The sequence below is a fragment of the Mucilaginibacter sp. genome, from assembly GCF_041663085.1.
In the GTDB taxonomy this organism is placed as follows: Bacteria; Bacteroidota; Bacteroidia; order Sphingobacteriales; family Sphingobacteriaceae; genus Mucilaginibacter.
On the sequence record NZ_JBAZRC010000087.1, the window covers coordinates 1 to 19,925 of the forward strand.

Genomic DNA, 19,925 nt, shown 5'->3' on the forward strand with positions numbered 1-19,925 from the left:
GTATTTTCCTTTCACCCGGAACCGCAGATCGCAGTCACTTGTATGATCGACGCCCAGACCGTTGGCCTGGCTGTCGGGCACGAAGCTCCATGATTCGAATAGCTTGTCGTCGCCATAACGCTTATAAACCCCGCCGACCGGTTGCAATTGGTTGGCGATACGGCGGTTCAATACTAGCAGATAGCTATTTGTCCCCGGTATTTTGATCCGGAACAGGTAGCTCAGCGAAAACCTTATCTGTTTGGTGCGGTAGGTCCAGAACAGCGTCCGGATATATAGCCAGGCGACATCCTTATTGTCCCAGAGCTTGCTCACCCCCTTGGAGAAGACCTGCTTTAACAGCGCAACGATGATTTGTCCCATTTCTCTTTTTTTTAAATTATTCGCTGCGCAGTAAACCGATCAATAGCAACAGCACTAAACCGCCGATCACGTTTCTTACCTGTTTGCTTTCTGCCAGGCCGGTCGTTACTTCCGTGGCAAAATGCTCACAGTTATATTGCACTAGATCGTACGATTTTCCCGCGAGCTTTAGAGCGCGCAGGATAACCTGCTTCCGTTCCTGCTCGGTTCCGCTGAAGCGATCAATGCGCACCAGGCTGCGCCCCGCAGCGGCATAATCCCGCACGGTGATTAGCCTCACGCCGCCAGTCAGGTGATGATTCTCGGCGATCCATTCCTGTCCATCGGACAGGCGCCCCAGATACACCGCGAAATGCTTAGTCAGGCCGGTGGTAAAAATGGCTTCCACTAACTGGTCTCCGGCCCTTAATAAATATGATTGCAGATTTTCCATGATTAAATAAATTTTGTTGTATATATGTCCAAAGTATTATAGATTTGTATCATCAACGTAACGTTGTTTCATTTGTCAAATATATACATTGTATTATTAATGTAACAATGTCTTATTTATAAAACTTTTCAACAACTTACCCACATGGAATCCACATTAAATTCAGAACTGTTGGCCAGTATGCTGAAATCCAGGCGCGGCAAAATGGGCTTAAGGGATACCGCTGCAGAGATCGGCGGAATGAGCTCGGCGGCTCTCTCGCGTGTTGAACAAGGTAACCTGCCCGATGTTGAGACCTTTATCCGCCTGTGCAACTGGCTCGGCGTATCCACAGAAACCTTTATTACCGGTGAAAAGATCGAAGCGGCAGACATTTCCGAAAAGGAAAAGATCGTCTTCCAGCTGCGCTCCAGCCGGGAACTGGACACCGATACCATCAACGCCATGGTACATATGGTCGATATGGCTTTTACCAAATCCAAACGCGATGCCCAGTAAGTCCGTACTAGCGCGAGGTTTTATGGCAGAAGCTGAACGGATCTCCGAAGGATGCCGGAAGGATCTGGGCATTTCCAAATTCGACCCGTTGGATGCCTTTAAACTCGCCGAACACCTCCAGGTGGACGTTTTTACCATCGACGAGATTTTTGGCGACCAGACCGACCATCCCGACTACAGCCGGATGATCGACCCCGATAAATTTTCCGCCATGTGGACCCCGAATGTTCACGGCGAAAAGATCATCATCCATAACGACCGCCATTCCCGCTTCCGCCAGCAAAGCAATCTCATGCACGAGCTCGCCCACATCATCCGCAAACATACCGTCCCGCCTGAATCTGCTGTCCTATGCGCACAGTTTGGATTGCATTATTTTAACCCCGTCCACGAACAGGAAGCCAAATACTTAGGCGGTTGTCTGCAGATTACCCGCCCAGGCTTGCAATGGGGACTCAAACACCTCGCCACCGTGGAAGGTATTTCAGACCACTTTTGCGCCAGCGTCGATATGGTCAAATACCGCATAGGTATTACCGGCGTGTCCAAACAGTATAGATTTAGATAAAGGTCATTCGACAATATTTGCCATTTACTCAGACTAACGGCAGGCATCTTAGTCGACGTAGTATCGGAACAAATATTGATCGCTTGTTGGGCAAATTTGAAATCACCCTACAATCAACTCGATATAAGGTACCTTAATATCCGTAAGTCATGATTAACGAATTGGTCAAATTAATTCTAATCTTTTCTTTAGTTGCTTCATATCTTCACTGATTTTTACATCAACAATTTTAGCATAGTGCTGGGTTTGCTTAAGTGATTTGTGACCAAGCATTTTCGAAACCGTTTCTATTGGCACTCCGTTAGTTAATGTTACTGTAGTGGCAAAAGTATGTCTGGCTGTATGAAAGGTTAAATTCTTCTTTATACCACAAGTGTCTGCAATCTCTTTTAAATAAGAATTCATTTTCTGATTGGTCAATACAGGTAGAACGGTTCCATTACTCATGCATTTGGAATGATTTTCGTATTTGGCAAGAATTTTTAACGCTGCTGGAAGCAAAGGAAGTCTTGTAAATGAATTTGTCTTTTGCCTGGTTGTTATGATCCATTTTTCACCATCTATTCCAATGGTTATGTCTGAGTCTTTTAAATTATAAACATCAATATAAGCTAGCCCTGTATAACAGCAAAAAAGAAATATATCACGTACATGAATAATTCGTTCTATTTTAAATCGTTTATTAGAAATTGCCAGCAATTCTTCTTTGGTTAAAGCAACTGGAGTTACTTCCTGTCGTTTAGTTTTGAAGCCTATGAATGGGTCCCTTTTCAGCCACTCCTTTCTCAGACACTCCAGAACAATCTTCTTGAAGTTACCCACATATTTTATAGCCGTATTATGATTGCATTTCTTTTTGCTTTTTAGCCAGAATAAGAATTGAGTAATAAACTCATAATTCAAATCACCAACGTCTATATCATTTTTCTTATATTTCCACTTGATAAAGTTACCTACATGGGAGTAGGCGGTTTTATAACGGGTTAGTGTACCGGCAGCAACTTCTATACCCACTAAACCTTGCATCTGGACATTATGTTCAAGGAATGCGGCCATAATGAAATGTTTCTTTTCATCTGCTCCTAAAAGCACTTCTTTAATGCCTTCTGCGGTTACAGGTTTATTGTTTTCAATAAGTTTTATTTTTGCCTGATAGACCTTACAGGATATAAGTTCTAAATATGAATTCAGTTCTTTTACATCTTCACTTTCACCTGTTGCCCTACCTAATGATGAGTCCCATTGATTAGTTATCCATTGCCTTTTGATGGATAGTTCGCGGTTTGCGCCATTTACAGTGATACGGAGATAAACATATCGTTTTTCATTCTTTTGATTTTTTGCTTGCTTTAAATAAAAAAACAAGCCGAAGCTTTTTTCTAACATAACAATTTTAAATGTCAGCAAAGCTTAATAATGGTCTTCTTAAATCAAAAATGCAATAATTAGATGCGGAATTAGGCACACGTAGATAACTGTGTATATTTAAAGAACGCCCTTAGGGATCATTTTCGGCTTTTCGTAATTACCCGTCATTACGTCTTTTATGGCCTGAGCAGACAGTTCTTTGTTGTTTTCCATCAGCCATCTTTTGGCTTGATATACTTGCATTGCAAACGCATTGAGAAAACGGTTCAGTTCTTTTGTCGTTAACTTGTTACCATTTACTCTTCCTGAACGTGCGTCCCATTTTGACGGTTCACATTTTCGCTTAGTTGAAATCTCGTTAGATTTACCATTAACGGTGATCTTCAAATAGATAAATCTGACATCATCACATTTGTTTTTGGTTTGTTTCAAAAAGAAAAAATAGCCGAAACTTTTTTCTATCATAAATATGATTTTAAACGATTAACAAATTTAATGCTAAGGCCTTTGCAAAACAAGATGTTCATATTGTAAACATGCTCTTATACGGCCCATTGCTAATTATTTAGTTGAAAATAGTTTCTGATATTTAAAATGATAACTGGCTGATTATCAATATCAATTGTTTTACCAAAAAGTATTCTCAATTTTAACTTAAGTGATTCATTTACAATTCTTTAAAACTTCATAGCGTCTTTTTTGAAATAAAAAAGACGCTATGAATGACGCAATGCAATTGTGAATATTTTTTGATTTTCAAAGGGGCTAAAAATTGAAAAACCCTCTAATTAGCGAAATTAGAGGGTTTTTCAATTTTAAAAGGTCCAAGGTTCAAATCCCTCTTTCTTTTAAATTTTTACTTGTAAATAGCTGATTGTTAATCAATTATAAACAATTTTTATTATCAGCGGAGAGGGAGGGATTCGAACCCTCGATACACTTTTGGCGTATACACACTTTCCAGGCGTGCTCTTTCGACCACTCAGACACCTCTCCGTTTTTATTAAGGATTGCAAAGGTAAAATAATAACCCTTAGTTTAACAGAAGGTGGCCGTCGTTTTTTAATTAAATTAATGGTTTAACAGGATAGCCCAATTAAGACTTTATAATATCGTCAAAATTTAATCATTAGGTCCAGATCTGGTTTTAAAACAAAAAAGCGGAACCTCTCCAGGCGCCGCTTTTTAACGAAAACTTTAACTCACAAAAACTAAACTTATATGCTGTTATTACTAACTGATATGATAGAGCGTAAAACTTACTAAAGGTTTAACCACACTGTAAAAAAAATCGGTGTTTGTGCATATATATTTTTATAAAGCTTATGTTTGCTGCGGATTGCCAGGTAAGGTAATTGCATAAAAAGCATGTTTTGTTTAGATGCTGAACATCAACGAAATTAAAAAACCTATTGCTGCAGAAATTGATGTTTTTGAAGAGAAGTTCAAAACTTCTATGCAAAGCTCTGTACCTCTGCTTGATCGTATTACCCATTACATCGTAAAACGAAAGGGAAAGCAGATAAGACCCATGTTCGTGTTTTTTTCGGCCAGTATTTGTGGCGGGATAAACGAGTCAACCCATCGGGGGGCCGCACTGGTTGAATTATTGCACACCGCTACTTTGGTGCATGATGATGTGGTTGATAACTCTTACCAGCGCCGTGGCTTTTTCTCTATCAATGCTTTATGGAAAAATAAGATAGCTGTTTTGGTTGGCGATTACCTGCTAAGCAAAGGTCTGTTGCTTTCTATTGATAACGGCGACTTTAAACTCCTTAAAATAGTATCAGAAGCTGTTAAGCAAATGAGCGAAGGGGAATTACTGCAGATTGAAAAAGTGCGCCGGATGGATATTAGCGAGGATGTTTATTACGAGGTTATCCGCCAAAAAACGGCATCCTTAATTGCATCCTGCTGCGCGTGCGGCGCGGCATCTGCCAATGCCGATGATGAAACTGTTGAGAAAATGCGTTTGTTTGGCGAGAAGATAGGTATAGCCTTCCAGATAAAAGATGATATGTTTGATTTTGGCACCGATGATGTGGGTAAACCGCTGGGCATAGATATCAAAGAGAAAAAGGTTACCCTGCCACTTATATACGCGCTGAACAATAGTGATGGCAGTGAAAAAAAACGCATGATAAGCCTGGTGAAAAACCATAACGATGACCCTAAAAAGATAGCCGAGATCATCAATTTTGTAAAACAAAAAGGCGGGTTGGAATACTCTGAAACACAGATGAAGAAATATACCGACAGTGCTTTCGATATACTCAATACCTTCCCCGCAGGTGAGGCCAGAACCGGATTGGAGCAGTTGGTACGCTTTACCACCGAGCGGAATAAATAATCTGCCTAATAATTACACTGCCCTGTAAATGATGTTAACGGAAACTTATTAACTTCGTAACATGCATTCCTTTGATTTCAGCTTCGTAAAGATTGGCGTATTTGACGTGCTGGATGTGCTGCTTGTAGCTTTTATAGTTTATCAGCTTTACAACCTTATCCGTGGAACCATAGCGGCAAATATTTTCATTGGCTTAATTACCATTTACCTGCTTTATATGGTGGTTAATGCACTGCACATGCAGTTGCTAACCGGTATACTGGGTAAGTTTGTCGATGTGGGGATCATCGCCATTATCATTGTGTTTCAGCAGGAGGTAAGGCGGTTTTTGCTGCTGGTGGGTAAGAATGCATCACTACAGCGCAACAAAGCCTGGTGGAAATACTTTTTTGGCAAAGCCGAGGCCGAAAAAAACAACTATGCCCGCATTAAACCCATTATTGATGCCTGCAAAACCATGAAGCAAACCCGCACGGGCGCACTCATAGTTTTTGCTAAGTATTACGACGAGCAATTTTACCAAAATAGTTGCGAGGTATTAGATGCCAAGATCTCTAAACGGATGCTGGAAACCATTTTCCAGAAGAACAGCCCGCTGCATGATGGTGCTGTGGTGATCTCAGAGAATAAAATAAAATCGGCCAGTTGTATATTGCCGGTTACAGAAAAATCCGACCTGCCTGCTCAATTTGGCTTACGCCACCGCGCAGGCATTGGTGTTACCGAAGCAAACGATGCTACGGCAATCATCGTATCTGAAGAAACCGGCGAAATCTCATACGCCAAACAAGGCCGCATCAAAATGGATATCAGCTTTGCCGAGCTTGAGAAGTTGCTGAATAAGGATTTTTAACCTACGGAACCACCTGTGCCGTATTATTCTGAGCTTTGGGCGTTTTCCCTACAACAGGCATTTTAGAATTTCCTTCTAATACCACAACCGGCATTTTAGAGTTGCCATTTAATTTAGCTACCGACATCTTATAAGATTCGTCTACTACAAGCAACGTCTTTTGATTTTTATCCAGAATAAGGTTCTTAAGATCTGTTGGCTGTTGCTTAAAAATGTTATCAGTTGATAATGTAGGTGGCAATATATACAAAGAGCTATCCATTTTAAGGGGCTGGATAAGTTTGATGCCGGGTGCGCTATTAAACGGGGCCTGGGTTATATTCTGGGCCATTAAGGTACCTGTACCGGTACACACAGCCAAAAGCAATAATATCTTTTTCATTGTTGATCGTAGTATTTAGATAGCCTAACACTAAATTAGCGAATAATCAAACACCATAAATGTTAAATTTTATTATTTAACATTTTTAACCCTCTGTGATGCTGAGCGATAGCGAAGCGTTTAAATATAAAAGATGTCATTTCGAACGAGGTACGAGGAGAAATCTTGTTCGAATGATAGGCGGTGAACTTGCATAATGAACAAGATTTCTCTCTATCGTTCGAAATGACAGGCAGGTTATTACCAACAAAAAAGCCGCCCCATATTTGGGGCGGCTTACATATTTTAATATCTCAGAAAATTACTCTGCTTTTTGTAATTCGGCAGTGGCTTTATCAATAGCAGCAACTGATGCTGTATCGTTTAATTTAGCACGGTCGGCTTTTAAGCCGGTTAATATTTGCACAACCTGTGGGGCTACTCCATATTTTTTATACTTGGTGCCAAAATCGGCAATTGCTTTTATGCCTTTTTGCGCTTGCTCAGTGCTTTTTATACGGCCTGTAAAATCAGCGAATTTCTTCATTATATTGAACTGAGTTTGAGGCTGGCCTTCGGTGAATGCTTTGTAAACATAATCGTACTGCTCATCACTGCCACTTGTAGCGTAGATGTTCAGTATGGCTTGTGTTAAAGCACCCTCGCTATCTTTTTCGTAAGTTTTAGCTAAAGGTAATGCTGCGTTAGGGTCAAGTAACCCCAGCGCTGATAAGGATGCGCCTTGTACAGCGTACGATTGGCTCTTTAAACCATCTTTAAATAAATTAGCGTTGCCAGATGCTTTTAACTTACCCAAAACGGTAATGGCGGCAGCCCTAACCAGCGTATTAGGATCGGTTTGCGCCAGTTTGATCAGTATAGGTTGTGCAGCGTTGCGCACATCATCATTGGTCATTTCGGCAGCACGGATAGCTTTTATCTGTAACTCGTAGTATTTATCGTTAAGTGCGGCAATAATTACTTTGCGGGCACCTGCATTGCCTTGCTGTTTTGCAGCGGCAGTGATAGCTTCAAAACGATCTAAATATAAAGGTGCATTAAAGTATTGGAAAACAAATTCGTCAATAGTTTTGCTGTCTGTTTTCTTAACCAACAACATTTTATCACCATCAACATTCACGAGGCTTGGTTTAACAGCCGAGTGGAACACCAGGCTATCAACCTTGTTACGCATCCAGAATTTTTTGCGGTCCATTTTGCCACCTGCATAAACATCAATAGCTAATGGTAAAATAAAGCCGTTACCATCTTGTGTCTGGTTTAGGTAAACGGTTTGTTTTTTGCTTGCCTCATCCCATTTGTAAGTGATGTTAAGCACCGGATGGCCTGCACCAAAGTACCACTGGTTGAAGAACCAGTTCAGGTCGCGGCCACTTGCTTCTTCCATTGCTAAACGCAATTGGTGAGCTTCGCCATTTTTAAACGCGTTTGTTTTTAGGTAGATGTTTAGGCCTTTGTAAAATGCTGCGTTACCAAGGTAGTTGCGCAACATATATAAAATGCTACCACCTTTTTGGTAGGTAACAGCATCAAACACATCCTCTTTATCTTTATAGTGGAAACGTACCAGGTCTTTGGTTTTCAGGTCAGGCTGGCTCAGGTAATTTTGCCTGTCATCGTTAATGTGTGCGTCGCCTGCGTCTTTACCGTATTTGTGTTCGGCCCATAGGGTTTCGCTAAAATCAGCAAATGATTCGTTAACGGTTAAGTTGCTCCAGCTTTCGGCAGTAACGTAATCGCCAAACCACTGGTGGAAAAGTTCGTGTACAATTGTGCTGCGGCCCTGGTTGTAGTAAGCGTCAATTAACTCGCGTTTGGTAGCTTGCACATATTCGCCATGCAGGGTAGCGCTGGTGTTCTCCATAGCTCCGCTCACGTAATCACGTACAACAATCTGTGAGTACTTGTTCCATGGGTAATCAACACCCAGGGTTTTCGAATAAAAATCGATCACCTCCGGTGTAAAGCCGAAAATGTCTTTAGCGTATGGCGCGTATTTAGGCTCAAGGTAATAGCTTACCTCTTTACCTTTCCAGGTTTCTTTAGTAATTTTAAAATCCCCAACAGCCATCATAAATAAGTATGGCGAGTGTGGTAATTCCATTTTCCAGGTATCGGTACGTGTACCATCTGCATTAACCTTTTGCGATGCCAAACGACCGTTAGATAGCGTTACGTATTTTTTAGGTACGGTCATGCTGATCTCGTCGGTTGTTTTTTGGTTAGGCTTATCAATGGTAGGGAACCAGGCCGATGAACTTTGAGTTTCGCCCTGTGTCCAGATCTGGGTTGGCTTATCTTTTTCGGTACCATCCGGATTAATAAAGTATAAACCTTTGGCATCGGTAATAGCAGCGCTGCCTTGCGCTTTAAGCTCGTTAGGTTTTGCGGTATAATCTATATAAACGGTGTAGTTTTCACCATTACGATACGTCCTGTCAAGCTTAATATCAATAGTAAGGCTATCGTAAGTAAATTTAAGCGGAGTGTTTTTGCCTGCTTTGACAATGGATACATTTTTAATGTCCATACCCTGTGCGTCTAAACGCAGGGAGTCGGTTGGGTAAAAATGCGGCTTCAAAGTAACCCACTCCTTACCGTACATATAGCGTTTCTTATAATCGAAACGTACATCAAGTTTTGTATGCACCAGGTCGTTATATTTCGGCGTGGTTTCGCGATAGATCTTTAAGGCAGGGTCTTCTGCCGGCGCGGTTTGCGCTTTTGCATTGCCTATAGCAATAGCACTGATACTGCCAATGAGTACGGCAGCGTAAAGAGTTTTCATATAGTTAATAGTTAAATTGATATGCAAGCATAATAAAAGCTAAAGTATTAGTTTTTATTGTATTTAAGACGGCCCAACTATTTTTATGTTACAGCACGCAGCTATTAAATAACAAATAATACACAAAGGTTTGGCATGCACAAAAATACAATAAGTAACCATGTTGTTATAATTGGCGGTTTAGGCGCGTTTTTTATTTGTAAATACTAAATTAGCCATACCAATTATTGCGCTTATACATTTACCAAACCAAACTCTGGTTACTATGGAACGCAGAAAATTTATACAGAATGTGGCTATAACAGGCACCAGTTTATTAGTAGGCCCGGGCCTGGCGATAGGGGGTGTTTTTAAAGGATCGCCCAATAGAAAGGTTGTTGTTGGCGTAATGGGGGTAAACAGCAGGGGGGCATTCCTGGCTCAAAAATTAGCCGCGCTGCCTGATGTGGAAATAGGCTATATATGCGATGTTGATAGTAATGCCATGGCCAAATGCATCGCTGATATTGCCAAAATAACAGGTAAAAAACCAACCGGCATAGCCGATGTACGCCAGCTGTTAGAGAAAAAAGATCTTGATGCCCTGGTTATTGCCGCGCCCGATCACTGGCACGCGCCCGCAACCATATTGGCTTGCCAGGCAGGCAAACATGTTTATGTAGAAAAACCCTGCAGCCATAATCCGCACGAGGGTGAAATGGCGATCGCTGCTGCGGCCAAATATAATAAGCTGGTACAAATGGGCAGCCAGCGCCGGTCGTTTGAGAATGTACAAAAAATGGTGGCCGAGTTGCACGCCGGCGTAATTGGCCGTGCTTATTTTGCAAGGGGCTGGTATGTAAATAACCGTAAATCAATCGGGGTAGGCAAAGTAGTACCTGTACCGTTACATTTAAATTACGACCTGTGGCAGGGATATGCTCCCCGCAGGGAATACAAGGATAACCTGATCCACTATAACTGGCACTGGCATTGGAACTGGGGCACCGGCGAGGCGCTCAATAATGGCACGCACGAAATTGATGTAATGCGCTGGGGACTTGATGTTGATTTCCCTGACAAGGTAACCTCATCGGGCGGGCGTTTTGCTTTTAAGGATGATTGGGAAACACCCGATACGCAAACCATACTGGCAAACTTCCCTAATAATACCGCTCTATCATGGGAGGGGCGCAGCTGTAACGGCTATAACTCTGAAGGGGTTGGCCGTGGTGTTGTTTTTTATGGCGACCACGGCACCATTTACTATGGCGGGGGCGATGGTTAACAGATTTATGACTATAATAATAAACTGGTTAAAGAAATTAAAGACGCGGTTGCGGTTGATGCATCAAACAAAGTAAGCCCTACCGAAGTGCTGGATCGTGTGCATCTGCAAAACTTTATCGGCGCTATACAGGGGACAGAAAAACTGAACCAAACCATCATCAACGGGCACAAATCTACCGTAATACCACAGCTGGGTAACATTGCCCAGCGTGTGGGCAGGGTGCTTAACCTGGATAGTACAAACGGGCATATTCTGCATGATAAAGAAGCCGCCAAACTTTGGGGCCGTGAGTACCAACCTGGATGGAACTTGAAAATTTAATACATTACTAGCCTGATATAAAATTATGGGTAACTTAAACGCCAATGGGCAAAAATAATAGTGTAATAGAAGATAATTGGTCGTTTTACGTGAGCATTCAATGGTGGGAAATCCTATTAGGATTGACAGTAATTATTTTTATTATTTATCTGGTAAAACGTAATCCGAAAAACAAAAACTTTAAAGTTCTCTGAACTCTACATATCTAAGATTTGATTTATATGAAAAACTTAAAAACTTACTTGCTGGCGTTAACTGTCGCGGGCGGCTTACAAACAGCATCGGCACAAACTAAAGCTGGTTATGTTAATTTGTTTAACGGCAAAAACCTTAACGGCTGGAAGATCCTGGCCGGTAAAGCCGAATATAAAGTAGAGAACGGCGGCATAACCGGTACTGCAGTACTCAACAGCGGCAATACCTTTTTAGTGACCGAGAAGGAGTACGGCGATTTTATTTTGGAGCTTGATGCCAAAACAGAAAGCGACCTTACCAACTCAGGAGTACAGTTGCGCAGCCATTATAATGCTGCCGGGCATGAGGGTAAAGGCCAGGTTTATGGCCGCCAATGCGAGATAGACCCAAGCAACCGTAAATGGACAGGCGGTATTTATGATGAAGGCCGCCGCGACTGGCTTTACCCAATGGACTTGAACGCCAAAGCGCAAAACGCCTGGAAGAACGGCGTATTTAATCACATAAAAATAGAATGTATTGGCAATACCACCAAGACCTGGATAAACGGGATAGCCACAGCTATGGTTGTTGATACTATAGATGCCAAAGGCTTTATAGGCCTTCAGGTTCATGCTATAAGTGATGAAAAACAGGCCGGGAAAAGGATCTTCTTTAAAAGCGTACGGATAAAAACTACCAACCTTAAACCACAGCCATTTGCCAAAGATGTTTATGTAGTAAACCTGCAACAAAATGTATTGTCGCCTTACGAGAAACTGGATGGATGGAAGTTATTATTTAATGGTAAAACAAATGCTGGCTGGCATAGCGCTACAGCTGCTGCTTTCCCTGCAAAAGGCTGGAAGGTAGCGAACGGAATGCTATCAGTAATTGGTGCAAACGGTGGCGAAGCTACTAACGGCGGTGATATTATTACCGATAAAATGTACAGTGCATTTGATATGTCGTTTGAGTTTAGGATGAGCCGTGGGGCTAATAGCGGCGTTAAATACTTTGTAACGCTCGATGAAAAAACGCAGGGATCTGCCATTGGGCTGGAGTACCAGGTTTTGGATGATGCCGTGCACCCCGATGCCAAACTTGGCCGCGACGGCGACCGCACGCTGGCATCCCTGTATGACCTTATCCCCGCCAAAAAGCAAGCCCGCTTTGTACACCCTATAGGCGCCTGGAATATTGGGCGCATTGTGGTTTTGCCAAACAACCACGTGGTGCATTACCTTAATGGTGTAAAAGTGCTGGAGTATGATCGTGGTTCAAAAGAATACCGCGACCTGGTAGCCATCAGCAAATACAAGATCTGGAAGGATTTTGGCGAAGCAAAAGAAGGCCATATCCTATTACAGGATCATGGTTTTGATGTGGACTTTAGGAATGTAAAGTTAAAGACATTGAAGTAATAGTTGTCAGTCTTAGCCTGTCGAAGACTTGAACGCCTTGCATGTTGGCGAATGGTTCGATAGGCTCACTATGACATTTGGACTTAACCACAAAGAATACAGAGATAGAAGCACAGAGTTCACAAAGCTTTGATTGTTTTTTAAACCTCTGTGTTCTTTGTGGTTTTTCTTTGTACACACTGTGGCTAAAATAAATAACTAAAAACCAGTTGATTACCTGTTTGTAACCGAACAGTACATTGTCCGTAAACGAACGGTTTTTAAAATGCAATCCTTTGTAAAATGTTGATAATTAGTATTTTAAGAAATTGGCACGTATCTTTCTATATTCTCCTATAGCAAGCTTGCTTGCTAACCAATACCACTAAACTTATACTGCAATGTTTAAAAATTACTTAAAAATATCGTGGCGCAACCTCACCAAAAATAAGGCGCATACGTTTATCAATGTTACCGGACTTTCGGTTGGTATGGCGGTTGCCATATTGATAGGACTATGGATTTGGGACGAGATATCGTACAACAAGTATTTCCAAAATGAGAGTAAAATAGTGCAGGTATGGCAGCATCAAACATTTAATGGCAAGGTTGGTAGCCAGATAGCAATGCCTATCCCTTTAGGTACCATGTTGAGGGATGAGTATACAGGCACCGGTAAGGATTTTAAGTATGTAACCTTATCAAGCTGGAACTACGACCATATAGTGGCCTTCGGCGATAAAAAACTAACACAGCAAGGTAGCTTTATGCAGCCCGAAATAACAGAAGTGCTTAGCCTTAAAATGCTGAAGGGCACACGCGATGGGTTAAAGGATCCGTCATCCATATTACTGTCGCAGAAAGTGGCTACGGCTTTATTTGGCAGTGATGACCCGATGAACAAAACTATAAAGCTTGATAATAAACAACTAGTTAAAGTTACAGGTGTGTATGAAGACCTGCCCCGTAACTCTACCTTTAATGAGTTGAATATTATCCTCCCCTGGGATCTGTACCCCATTAACCAGGAATGGATAAAACGGGCTAGTACCCAATGGGGAAATAACTCATTCCAGATATTTGCGCAACTGAATGATAAAGCTGACATAAATAAAGTAAACGCCCGTATAAAAGACTTAAAAGAAAAAAACATAGCCCTTGCAGGCGATAAGGTGGGTGCATCATTTAAACCGGTTGTGTTTTTGCACCCTATGGAAAGGTGGCACCTGTATTCGGAATTTAAGGATGGCATAAACACTGGCGGGGATATCCAGTTTGTATGGCTGTTTGGCATAATTGGTGTATTTGTGTTATTGCTGGCCTGTATAAACTTCATGAACCTGAGCACCGCCCGGTCAGAGAAACGGGCCAAAGAGGTTGGTATTCGTAAAACAGTAGGCTCATTACGCAGCCAGTTAATTGGCCAGTTTTTTAGCGAATCATTGATGGTTACGGCCTTCGCCTTTCTCTTCTCGATAGTATTGGTGTTGCTGATATTGCCATGGTTTAACCAGGTTGCCGGTAAAACAGTAGGCATCCTTTGGGCTAATCCTTTATTCTGGATACTGGGGCTGGGCTTTACTATATTCACAGGTATTATCGCAGGTAGCTATCCCGCATTCTACTTATCATCTTTCCAACCGGTTAAGGTGTTAAAGGGGACGTTTAAGGCAGGCAGGTACGCGGCATTGCCACGTAAAATATTAGTAGTGCTACAGTTTTTCGTATCGGCCACATTAATTATCTGCACCATCATTGTATTCAGGCAGGTGCAGTTTACCAAAAACAGGCCTGTGGGTTATGACCGTACCGGTTTGGTGCAAATGAGCATGAAATCTGACGATATCCATAAGAATTTTGCGGCTGTGCGTAACGATTTGCTGCAAAGTGGTTTTATTACAGAAATGGCCGAATCAGGTAGCCCCCTTACCGATGTGTATTCAAACAACAGCGGCCTTAACTGGCGCGGTAAAGCGCCCGATCTGCAGGACGATTTTGGCACCATACGCCTTACCCCCGAGTTTGGTAAAGTAGCCAACTGGAAAATTATTGAAGGCCGTGATTTCTCAAGGGCTTACGTTAGCGATTCAACGGCGATGATATTGAATGAATCTGCCGCGAAATTCATGAATTTTAAACACGCAGTAGGCGAAGTGATAGACTGGGGACGGAAATATAAGGTGATAGGCGTAATAAAAGATATGGTGATGTCATCACCGTATGAACCCGTAAAGCCAAGCATTTTTGTATTGAGCAACGATGTGGAGGGTATGATAGATATCCGCCTCGACCCGAAAAAGAGCACCCACGATGCTATGGCAAAAATTGAGGCCGTATTTAAACAATACGACCCAGGAAGCCCTTTTGAATATAAGTTTACCGACGAGGAGTACGCCAAGAAATTTGCCAACGAAGAGCGTGTGGGCAAACTGGCCGGCTTTTTTACCCTATTAGCCATTTTTATTAGTTGTATGGGCTTGTTTGGTATGGCATCGTTTATGGCCGAGCAGCGCATCAAAGAGATAGGCGTACGCAAGGTATTAGGCGCATCGGTATTTAACCTTTGGCGCTTAATGTCTACCGATTTTATTATCCTGGTGAGTATATCCCTGTTAATAGCCATACCAATGGCTTATTACCTGATGCATGGCTGGTTACAGGATTATAAATACCGCGCCGAGCTTTCGTGGTGGATTTTTGCGCTGACCGCGGTAGGTGCAATCGTAATTACAGTACTAACAGTTAGCTACCAAAGTATAAAGGCTGCGCTGACAAACCCGGTTAAAAGCTTAAAAACAGAATAAGAAGATCTTACATCTATGAAAATTTATAAAGCATTACTTTTTGCGGCTTGCATTTGTACCGTGCATTGCTATGGCCAGTTGGCGCTGCCGAACGAGGCCGATTTTATCGTTTTTAACCGGCAGCTCAGTTTTGGGACCGATGGGAGCACACACCTTAACGGGTTAGATAATGAAGGTATTGCGTGGATAAAAAATAAGCAATTTAAAAACGGCACCATTGAGTTTGATGTTAAAGGGAACGACAAAATGCAGGGGAGTTTTGTTGGGGTTGCCTTTCATGGGGTAAACGATAAAACTTATGAAGCTGTGTATTTCAGGCCCTTTAATTTTTTAGCTGCCGATGCTGTTAGAAAAAGCCACGGTGTACAATACCTTGCTGTACCAGACTATGACTGGCCGTTACTAAGGGAGAAATATCCAAACAAATATGAGCAGGCGGTTATCCCCGCGCCCGATCCTAATGCATGGTTTCATGTTCGTATTACGGTTGCCCCAAAAAGTATAAATGTTTATGTGAACAACGTGCAAAAAGCGATGTTGGAAGTTGAACCGCTAACAAACACAGGCGGTACAAAAATTGGTTACTGGGTTGGTAACGGTTCGCCCGGCGACTGGAAAAACTTAAAAATAACCAACACCAAATAAGAAGTTTATTTATAAAAAGAGTCCGGTGTATTTGCACCGGACTCTTTTTAAGTCTTAGATATCGACCCTTACAGTCTTAATTCTGATTAACAATATTGCTCAAACGCACCTATCAGGTTATCGGCAATCATTTGTGCCGGGCGGCCTTCTATCTGGTGGCGTTCTATAATGTGTACCAGTTTACCATCTTTAAACAAAGCCATTGATGGTGATGATGGCGGGTAAGGCAGCATCAGGTTACGGGCAGCGTTAACAGCCTCGGTTTCCATGCCTGCAAAAACGGTCACCAAACGATCAGGGTGTTTTTCGTTGGCAGCTGCCGCACGTGCAGCAGGGCGTGCATTTGCTGCAGCACAGCCACAAACCGAATTTACCATTACAAACACAGTGCCTTCGCTTTTAATAGCCGCGTTAACTGCATCAGCATCCTTTAACTCTTCAAAACCAACTTTGGTTAATTCTTCCCTCATTGGGGCAACTAAATATTCTGGGTACATAATTTTACTTCGCTTATATTCAGTACAAAAATACTTAATTCAAAATAAAAACAACCCCTAATCAGAATAATCGGTAATAATTGACGTTTCCGTTATAATAGCGGGCGCATGCATTTTTAAAAATAATTTTTATATTGCATGCTTAGTAATGTTAACCCTAATTAACACTATTTGATGAACTTAAAATTAAAGATTTAGGTATGGGAATTATTACTCGAAAAAATAATGCCCAGCCACGTATTGTGCAAGTAAAAGCCAAACACTTTAACTCATTAAAGGTAGCTGTAGCGGCAGTACTAATAATTGTAATGGTATTGATGACGGCCATTGTACGTTTAAGTACACAGTCATTGCAGCAAAGACAGGAAAACAGCAGGCTGCAATCGCAGGTATCAGCTTTACAGGGGCAAATAGAAAAAGATTCGCAGGATGCATTACTTACAAATGCCGAAAAAGAAGGCAGCCGTAACAAGGCGGTTTCATACCTGCAGGATATACAGGCCAAGCTTAAAACCATAAACAATTTTATGAGTAAGCGTGGTTTGCATGGTTTCTCTTTTCGTAAATTGAATGTGGAGGATAGCCCCAAAAGCGACACCAAGCTATACAACGATTTTAGCAATTACCTTGATAAGGTAATAAACAATATTGCCTTTACCCCAATGGGCTATCCAAAGTTAAGCTCATTCACTTCGTTTTTCGGATCGCGTGGCAACCCTTTTGATTTTGGTGGCAGGGAGTTTCACCCGGGGATAGATTTCTCGGGCCACAGGGGCGACCCGGTTAAATGCACAGCCAGCGGCAGGGTTATATTTGCGGGCAAGGCAGGCGGCTATGGTAACTGTATTAAAATAAAACATGCCAATAACCTCGAAACCTGGTACGGGCACCTATCCAAAATAAATGTAAAAGAAGGTCAGCGTGTTACCGTAGGCGATATGATAGGTAAGGTAGGTTCAACCGGCCGTTCAACAGGGCCGCACCTGCATTACGAGATCCGTAAAAACGGGCAGCCGGTAAACCCTAAGCAGTATTTAAGCTTAAATATGTAAGCAGTTTTTGCGGTGTTAAATATTTAATATACAGCAAACATCCTGGTTATAATAAATACTTATTTTGTTAAAAATTTAATTATAAACCAAATGAAAACAAACTTGAACCAACCAGCAAAGAAAGCGAAATTTACAGCGCTTACTAAAAAAGAAATGGCCAAAATAGGCGGCGGTGGCTTACCCGGTGATATGACAGCTAAAGAAAGATGTGAGTATAATAATGTGGGCAGGTGTGGATATTGTGACAAAGACGGCATTTTTACCCCGTGCGCATAACCATATAATTTAAAAATAAGACAGAGTTCCCGTGCTTGCTATTTTGTTTTAAAGAAGCGGGGGCATGTTAAAAATAATCAGCTTGAAGGGCGTCTATAATACTTTGGTGTTATAGACGCCCTTTTTAATAAACACTGGAATTATGTAGTGTTAATGGTTGTATAATAAGGGCTACACCTATAATGTTTAATGCACCTGAGAGTTTGTTTGGCATACTATTTGGTTTATGGTAAACGCATACATAGCGAGCATTTTAAATCTAAATAAAATGAAAACAAACTCAACTCAACAAGCATCAAACTTAAAGTTTACAGCATTGTCAAAAAAAGAGATGGCAAAAATAGGTGGCGGAGGTTTACCGGGCGATATGACACCTAAAGAAAGATGTGAATATAACAATGTTGGCAGGTGTGGAGCTTGCGATAAAGATGGAACATTTACTCCCTGCGCATAATTAGCATAGTATATATTTTTTGAGTGTAGCCAATATTTGTCTACATTCAAAAAAAAGAACCGGTTAAAAGGACGCTAAACAATATTTGGGTATTGTTGGTGTCCTTTTTTTATTTTGAGGATGCCGTAATATTGGATTTATAAAAATACTTATATTAGCTTAACATTTTAATGCTAATCAAAATGGGAACAAACTTAAATCAAGGGCCTCAAAAAGTAAGACTCGGCAAACTTTCAAAAAAAGAAATGGCCAAAATAGGCGGAGGAATATGTGATATGACGCCCCAAGAAAGATGTGAGTATAATAATGTTGGCAGGTGCGGAGCTTGTGACAAAGAAGGAGTTTTTACTCCCTGCGCTTAAATCTGGCAATTATCCAGAGACTGAGAATATACAAATCAGGTACCTGCCTGGTTTATGCTGGATTTTGACATTTTAGCCTGACCACATTCGTGCTTGAAAATTTATACATGTTGCCGTTTACTCATCTCCATGTATCGATATATTTAAATATATTACCTTGGGGTTTATTCTTTTTAGTTTAAAGAATGGATGCCGAAATCAATTTAATGTTCTCTTTTTTAGTACTATTAAACCATTTTAGTGAACTATTTTTGGATTATAATAATACTTATATTAGCTGCATGATTTAAACTTTTACAAAAAAAATGGAAGATAAAGCAAAAAAAGAAAAGCTAACAAGAGAGCAGGTTGCTGCAATATCAAAAGTGCCTTTGGTGGAAAAAGTAGGTGATATGACAGCCAAAGAAAGATGTGAATATAATAACGTTGGCAGGTGCGGGGCTTGCGATAAAGATGGTGTTTTTATCCCCTGTGCATAATGAAGGTAGCTATACTTTGTTTTTGGATTATTTTAACACGTGTTGGTTATTATTTTTTAATACAGGGTAGCCACGATGGGGTGTATTATGTAAAAATAAGCAACTTGAAAGATATTTGTCAATATTTGGGTATTGCAGGGCTTTTGTTTTTATATTACAATAAGCAGTTAATTCCCAAAATAAGATATATAATTATTTTTACAATTATTTATTGCCTGTCATTTTCTTTCATTATGTTATACCCTTTCTTAGGATCTGATTCAAATAAGGGTATTGAACCTATTTTGCTTACTTATAATATATTTTGGGTATGTGCATTGGTGGTTTTGTTTATATATGTAGCCTTTGATTCAGAAAAGTTCTCGGTTAAAAACACTTAAGGTACCATCGCCATACACAACCTCAGTAACTGCATGCCGTTTGCTGCAAAACCTTTTGCCATAGCCTGGTAATGATAAACATCCAATTTCATTAAAATATTTATATTCACTATTTTTGCATTTCAAAAAAATAGAATAATATGTCATCAGTAGAAACTGCATACGTTAAAAACAAAGTGAAGGATCCTTCACTGGCCGCCTG

General features: G+C 41.1%; 22 protein-coding genes and 1 tRNA gene. 15 read left to right on the top strand and 8 right to left on the bottom strand.

The window, feature by feature from the left end; translation table 11 throughout:
* On the bottom strand, positions 1-363 hold a 363-nt coding region (locus WC615_RS15275), incomplete at its 3' end, for a hypothetical protein (RefSeq protein ID WP_372978948.1).
* Positions 364-379: 16 nt separating this feature from the next.
* Positions 380-796: a lecithin retinol acyltransferase family protein gene (locus tag WC615_RS15280; protein ID WP_372978949.1), complete on the bottom strand. Its 417-nt coding sequence runs from the start codon at positions 794-796 to the stop codon at positions 380-382.
* A gap of 144 nt (positions 797-940) precedes the next feature.
* Between WC615_RS15280 and WC615_RS15285 the strand changes: the two genes are divergently transcribed.
* Both WC615_RS15285 and WC615_RS15290 read left to right on the top strand, forming a co-directional pair.
* Positions 941-1,294 carry a helix-turn-helix domain-containing protein gene (locus WC615_RS15285; protein WP_372978950.1) on the top strand — a complete coding sequence of 118 codons (354 nt, stop codon included), beginning with the start codon at positions 941-943 and terminating at the stop codon, positions 1,292-1,294.
* A gap of 22 nt (positions 1,295-1,316) precedes the next feature.
* Positions 1,317-1,862: an ImmA/IrrE family metallo-endopeptidase gene (locus WC615_RS15290; protein WP_372978951.1), complete on the top strand. Its 546-nt coding sequence runs from the start codon at positions 1,317-1,319 to the stop codon at positions 1,860-1,862.
* A 165-nt stretch (positions 1,863-2,027) separates the two neighbouring features.
* Here the strand turns inward: WC615_RS15290 and WC615_RS15295 are convergent, their stop codons facing one another.
* The 3 genes from WC615_RS15295 to WC615_RS15305 all read right to left on the bottom strand — a co-directional run bounded on the left by WC615_RS15295 (position 2,028) and on the right by WC615_RS15305 (position 4,226).
* Positions 2,028-3,248: a site-specific integrase gene (locus WC615_RS15295; RefSeq protein WP_372978952.1), complete on the bottom strand. Its 1,221-nt coding sequence runs from the start codon at positions 3,246-3,248 to the stop codon at positions 2,028-2,030.
* 99 nt (positions 3,249-3,347) lie between these two features.
* Entirely contained in the window at positions 3,348-3,695 is a 348-nt protein-coding gene (locus WC615_RS15300) for an Arm DNA-binding domain-containing protein (protein ID WP_372978953.1), read from the bottom strand.
* Positions 3,696-4,138: 443 nt separating this feature from the next.
* Positions 4,139-4,226 (bottom strand) — tRNA-Ser (locus tag WC615_RS15305).
* A 385-nt stretch (positions 4,227-4,611) separates the two neighbouring features.
* Between WC615_RS15305 and WC615_RS15310 the strand changes: the two genes are divergently transcribed.
* Entirely contained in the window at positions 4,612-5,583 is a 972-nt protein-coding gene (locus tag WC615_RS15310) for a polyprenyl synthetase family protein (protein ID WP_372978954.1), read from the top strand.
* 61 nt (positions 5,584-5,644) lie between these two features.
* Complete coding sequence (cdaA, locus tag WC615_RS15315) at positions 5,645-6,436, top strand: diadenylate cyclase CdaA (protein ID WP_372978955.1); 792 nt, start codon at positions 5,645-5,647, stop codon at positions 6,434-6,436.
* 1 nt (position 6,437) lies between these two features.
* On the opposite strand, the gene WC615_RS15320 is transcribed toward cdaA, so the two are convergent.
* Both WC615_RS15320 and WC615_RS15325 read right to left on the bottom strand, forming a co-directional pair.
* Positions 6,438-6,818 carry a hypothetical protein gene (locus WC615_RS15320; protein ID WP_372978956.1) on the bottom strand — a complete coding sequence of 127 codons (381 nt, stop codon included), beginning with the start codon at positions 6,816-6,818 and terminating at the stop codon, positions 6,438-6,440.
* 301 nt (positions 6,819-7,119) lie between these two features.
* The gene (locus WC615_RS15325) at positions 7,120-9,606 is read right to left on the bottom strand and encodes a M1 family aminopeptidase (protein ID WP_372978957.1); all 2,487 of its coding nucleotides are present in this window, start codon (positions 9,604-9,606) and stop codon (positions 7,120-7,122) included.
* Positions 9,607-9,871: 265 nt separating this feature from the next.
* Between WC615_RS15325 and WC615_RS15330 the strand changes: the two genes are divergently transcribed.
* The 5 genes from WC615_RS15330 to WC615_RS15350 all read left to right on the top strand — a co-directional run bounded on the left by WC615_RS15330 (position 9,872) and on the right by WC615_RS15350 (position 16,223).
* On the top strand, positions 9,872-10,873 hold the full coding sequence (locus WC615_RS15330; protein WP_372978958.1) for a Gfo/Idh/MocA family protein: 1,002 nt from the start codon (positions 9,872-9,874) through the stop codon (positions 10,871-10,873).
* An 87-nt stretch (positions 10,874-10,960) separates the two neighbouring features.
* Positions 10,961-11,197 (top strand): hypothetical protein, encoded by a 237-nt coding sequence (locus WC615_RS15335; RefSeq protein WP_372978959.1) that lies wholly within the window; start codon positions 10,961-10,963, stop codon positions 11,195-11,197.
* Positions 11,198-11,418: 221 nt separating this feature from the next.
* Entirely contained in the window at positions 11,419-12,795 is a 1,377-nt protein-coding gene (locus WC615_RS15340; protein ID WP_372978960.1) for a DUF1080 domain-containing protein, read from the top strand.
* A 380-nt stretch (positions 12,796-13,175) separates the two neighbouring features.
* Complete coding sequence (locus WC615_RS15345; protein ID WP_372978961.1) at positions 13,176-15,578, top strand: ABC transporter permease; 2,403 nt, start codon at positions 13,176-13,178, stop codon at positions 15,576-15,578.
* 15 nt (positions 15,579-15,593) lie between these two features.
* A complete protein-coding gene (locus tag WC615_RS15350; RefSeq protein WP_372978962.1) occupies positions 15,594-16,223 on the top strand; it encodes a family 16 glycoside hydrolase in 630 nt (209 codons plus the stop codon).
* An 86-nt stretch (positions 16,224-16,309) separates the two neighbouring features.
* Here the strand turns inward: WC615_RS15350 and WC615_RS15355 are convergent, their stop codons facing one another.
* On the bottom strand, positions 16,310-16,720 hold the full coding sequence (locus WC615_RS15355; RefSeq protein ID WP_191177382.1) for a BrxA/BrxB family bacilliredoxin: 411 nt from the start codon (positions 16,718-16,720) through the stop codon (positions 16,310-16,312).
* Between the two features lie 200 nt (positions 16,721-16,920).
* On the opposite strand from WC615_RS15355, the gene WC615_RS15360 reads away from it, so the two are divergent.
* The 6 genes from WC615_RS15360 to WC615_RS15385 all read left to right on the top strand — a co-directional run bounded on the left by WC615_RS15360 (position 16,921) and on the right by WC615_RS15385 (position 19,723).
* Positions 16,921-17,772: a peptidoglycan DD-metalloendopeptidase family protein gene (locus WC615_RS15360; RefSeq protein ID WP_372978963.1), complete on the top strand. Its 852-nt coding sequence runs from the start codon at positions 16,921-16,923 to the stop codon at positions 17,770-17,772.
* Between the two features lie 90 nt (positions 17,773-17,862).
* Positions 17,863-18,048, top strand: a complete 186-nt coding sequence (locus WC615_RS15365) for a hypothetical protein (RefSeq protein ID WP_372978964.1) — start codon at positions 17,863-17,865, stop codon at positions 18,046-18,048.
* Between the two features lie 268 nt (positions 18,049-18,316).
* Positions 18,317-18,502, top strand: coding sequence for a hypothetical protein (locus WC615_RS15370; RefSeq protein ID WP_372978965.1), 186 nt, complete (start codon positions 18,317-18,319; stop codon positions 18,500-18,502).
* A 182-nt stretch (positions 18,503-18,684) separates the two neighbouring features.
* On the top strand, positions 18,685-18,864 hold the full coding sequence (locus WC615_RS15375) for a hypothetical protein (protein WP_372978966.1): 180 nt from the start codon (positions 18,685-18,687) through the stop codon (positions 18,862-18,864).
* A gap of 305 nt (positions 18,865-19,169) precedes the next feature.
* The gene (locus WC615_RS15380; RefSeq protein WP_372978967.1) at positions 19,170-19,343 is read left to right on the top strand and encodes a hypothetical protein; all 174 of its coding nucleotides are present in this window, start codon (positions 19,170-19,172) and stop codon (positions 19,341-19,343) included.
* The gene (locus tag WC615_RS15385) at positions 19,343-19,723 is read left to right on the top strand and encodes a hypothetical protein (RefSeq protein ID WP_372978968.1); all 381 of its coding nucleotides are present in this window, start codon (positions 19,343-19,345) and stop codon (positions 19,721-19,723) included. The genes WC615_RS15380 and WC615_RS15385 overlap by 1 nt, the downstream gene beginning before the upstream one ends.
* Positions 19,724-19,925 lie beyond the last annotated feature (202 nt).

Coding starts and splice junctions, on each gene's coding strand:
- WC615_RS15365 (WP_372978964.1), top strand. CDS start 17,863: ATGAAAACAAACTTGAACCAACCAGCAAAGAAAGCGAAATTTACAGCG.
- WC615_RS15385 (WP_372978968.1), top strand. CDS start 19,343: ATGAAGGTAGCTATACTTTGTTTTTGGATTATTTTAACACGTGTTGGT.
- WC615_RS15380 (WP_372978967.1), top strand. CDS start 19,170: ATGGAAGATAAAGCAAAAAAAGAAAAGCTAACAAGAGAGCAGGTTGCT.
- WC615_RS15370 (WP_372978965.1), top strand. CDS start 18,317: ATGAAAACAAACTCAACTCAACAAGCATCAAACTTAAAGTTTACAGCA.
- WC615_RS15285 (WP_372978950.1), top strand. CDS start 941: ATGGAATCCACATTAAATTCAGAACTGTTGGCCAGTATGCTGAAATCC.
- WC615_RS15355 (WP_191177382.1), bottom strand. CDS start 16,720: ATGTACCCAGAATATTTAGTTGCCCCAATGAGGGAAGAATTAACCAAA.
- WC615_RS15320 (WP_372978956.1), bottom strand. CDS start 6,818: ATGAAAAAGATATTATTGCTTTTGGCTGTGTGTACCGGTACAGGTACC.
- WC615_RS15290 (WP_372978951.1), top strand. CDS start 1,317: ATGGCAGAAGCTGAACGGATCTCCGAAGGATGCCGGAAGGATCTGGGC.
- WC615_RS15310 (WP_372978954.1), top strand. CDS start 4,612: ATGCTGAACATCAACGAAATTAAAAAACCTATTGCTGCAGAAATTGAT.
- WC615_RS15300 (WP_372978953.1), bottom strand. CDS start 3,695: ATGATAGAAAAAAGTTTCGGCTATTTTTTCTTTTTGAAACAAACCAAA.
- WC615_RS15325 (WP_372978957.1), bottom strand. CDS start 9,606: ATGAAAACTCTTTACGCTGCCGTACTCATTGGCAGTATCAGTGCTATT.
- WC615_RS15375 (WP_372978966.1), top strand. CDS start 18,685: ATGGGAACAAACTTAAATCAAGGGCCTCAAAAAGTAAGACTCGGCAAA.
- WC615_RS15340 (WP_372978960.1), top strand. CDS start 11,419: ATGAAAAACTTAAAAACTTACTTGCTGGCGTTAACTGTCGCGGGCGGC.
- WC615_RS15350 (WP_372978962.1), top strand. CDS start 15,594: ATGAAAATTTATAAAGCATTACTTTTTGCGGCTTGCATTTGTACCGTG.
- WC615_RS15360 (WP_372978963.1), top strand. CDS start 16,921: ATGGGAATTATTACTCGAAAAAATAATGCCCAGCCACGTATTGTGCAA.
- WC615_RS15345 (WP_372978961.1), top strand. CDS start 13,176: ATGTTTAAAAATTACTTAAAAATATCGTGGCGCAACCTCACCAAAAAT.
- WC615_RS15295 (WP_372978952.1), bottom strand. CDS start 3,248: ATGTTAGAAAAAAGCTTCGGCTTGTTTTTTTATTTAAAGCAAGCAAAA.
- WC615_RS15280 (WP_372978949.1), bottom strand. CDS start 796: ATGGAAAATCTGCAATCATATTTATTAAGGGCCGGAGACCAGTTAGTG.
- WC615_RS15330 (WP_372978958.1), top strand. CDS start 9,872: ATGGAACGCAGAAAATTTATACAGAATGTGGCTATAACAGGCACCAGT.
- cdaA (WP_372978955.1), top strand. CDS start 5,645: ATGCATTCCTTTGATTTCAGCTTCGTAAAGATTGGCGTATTTGACGTG.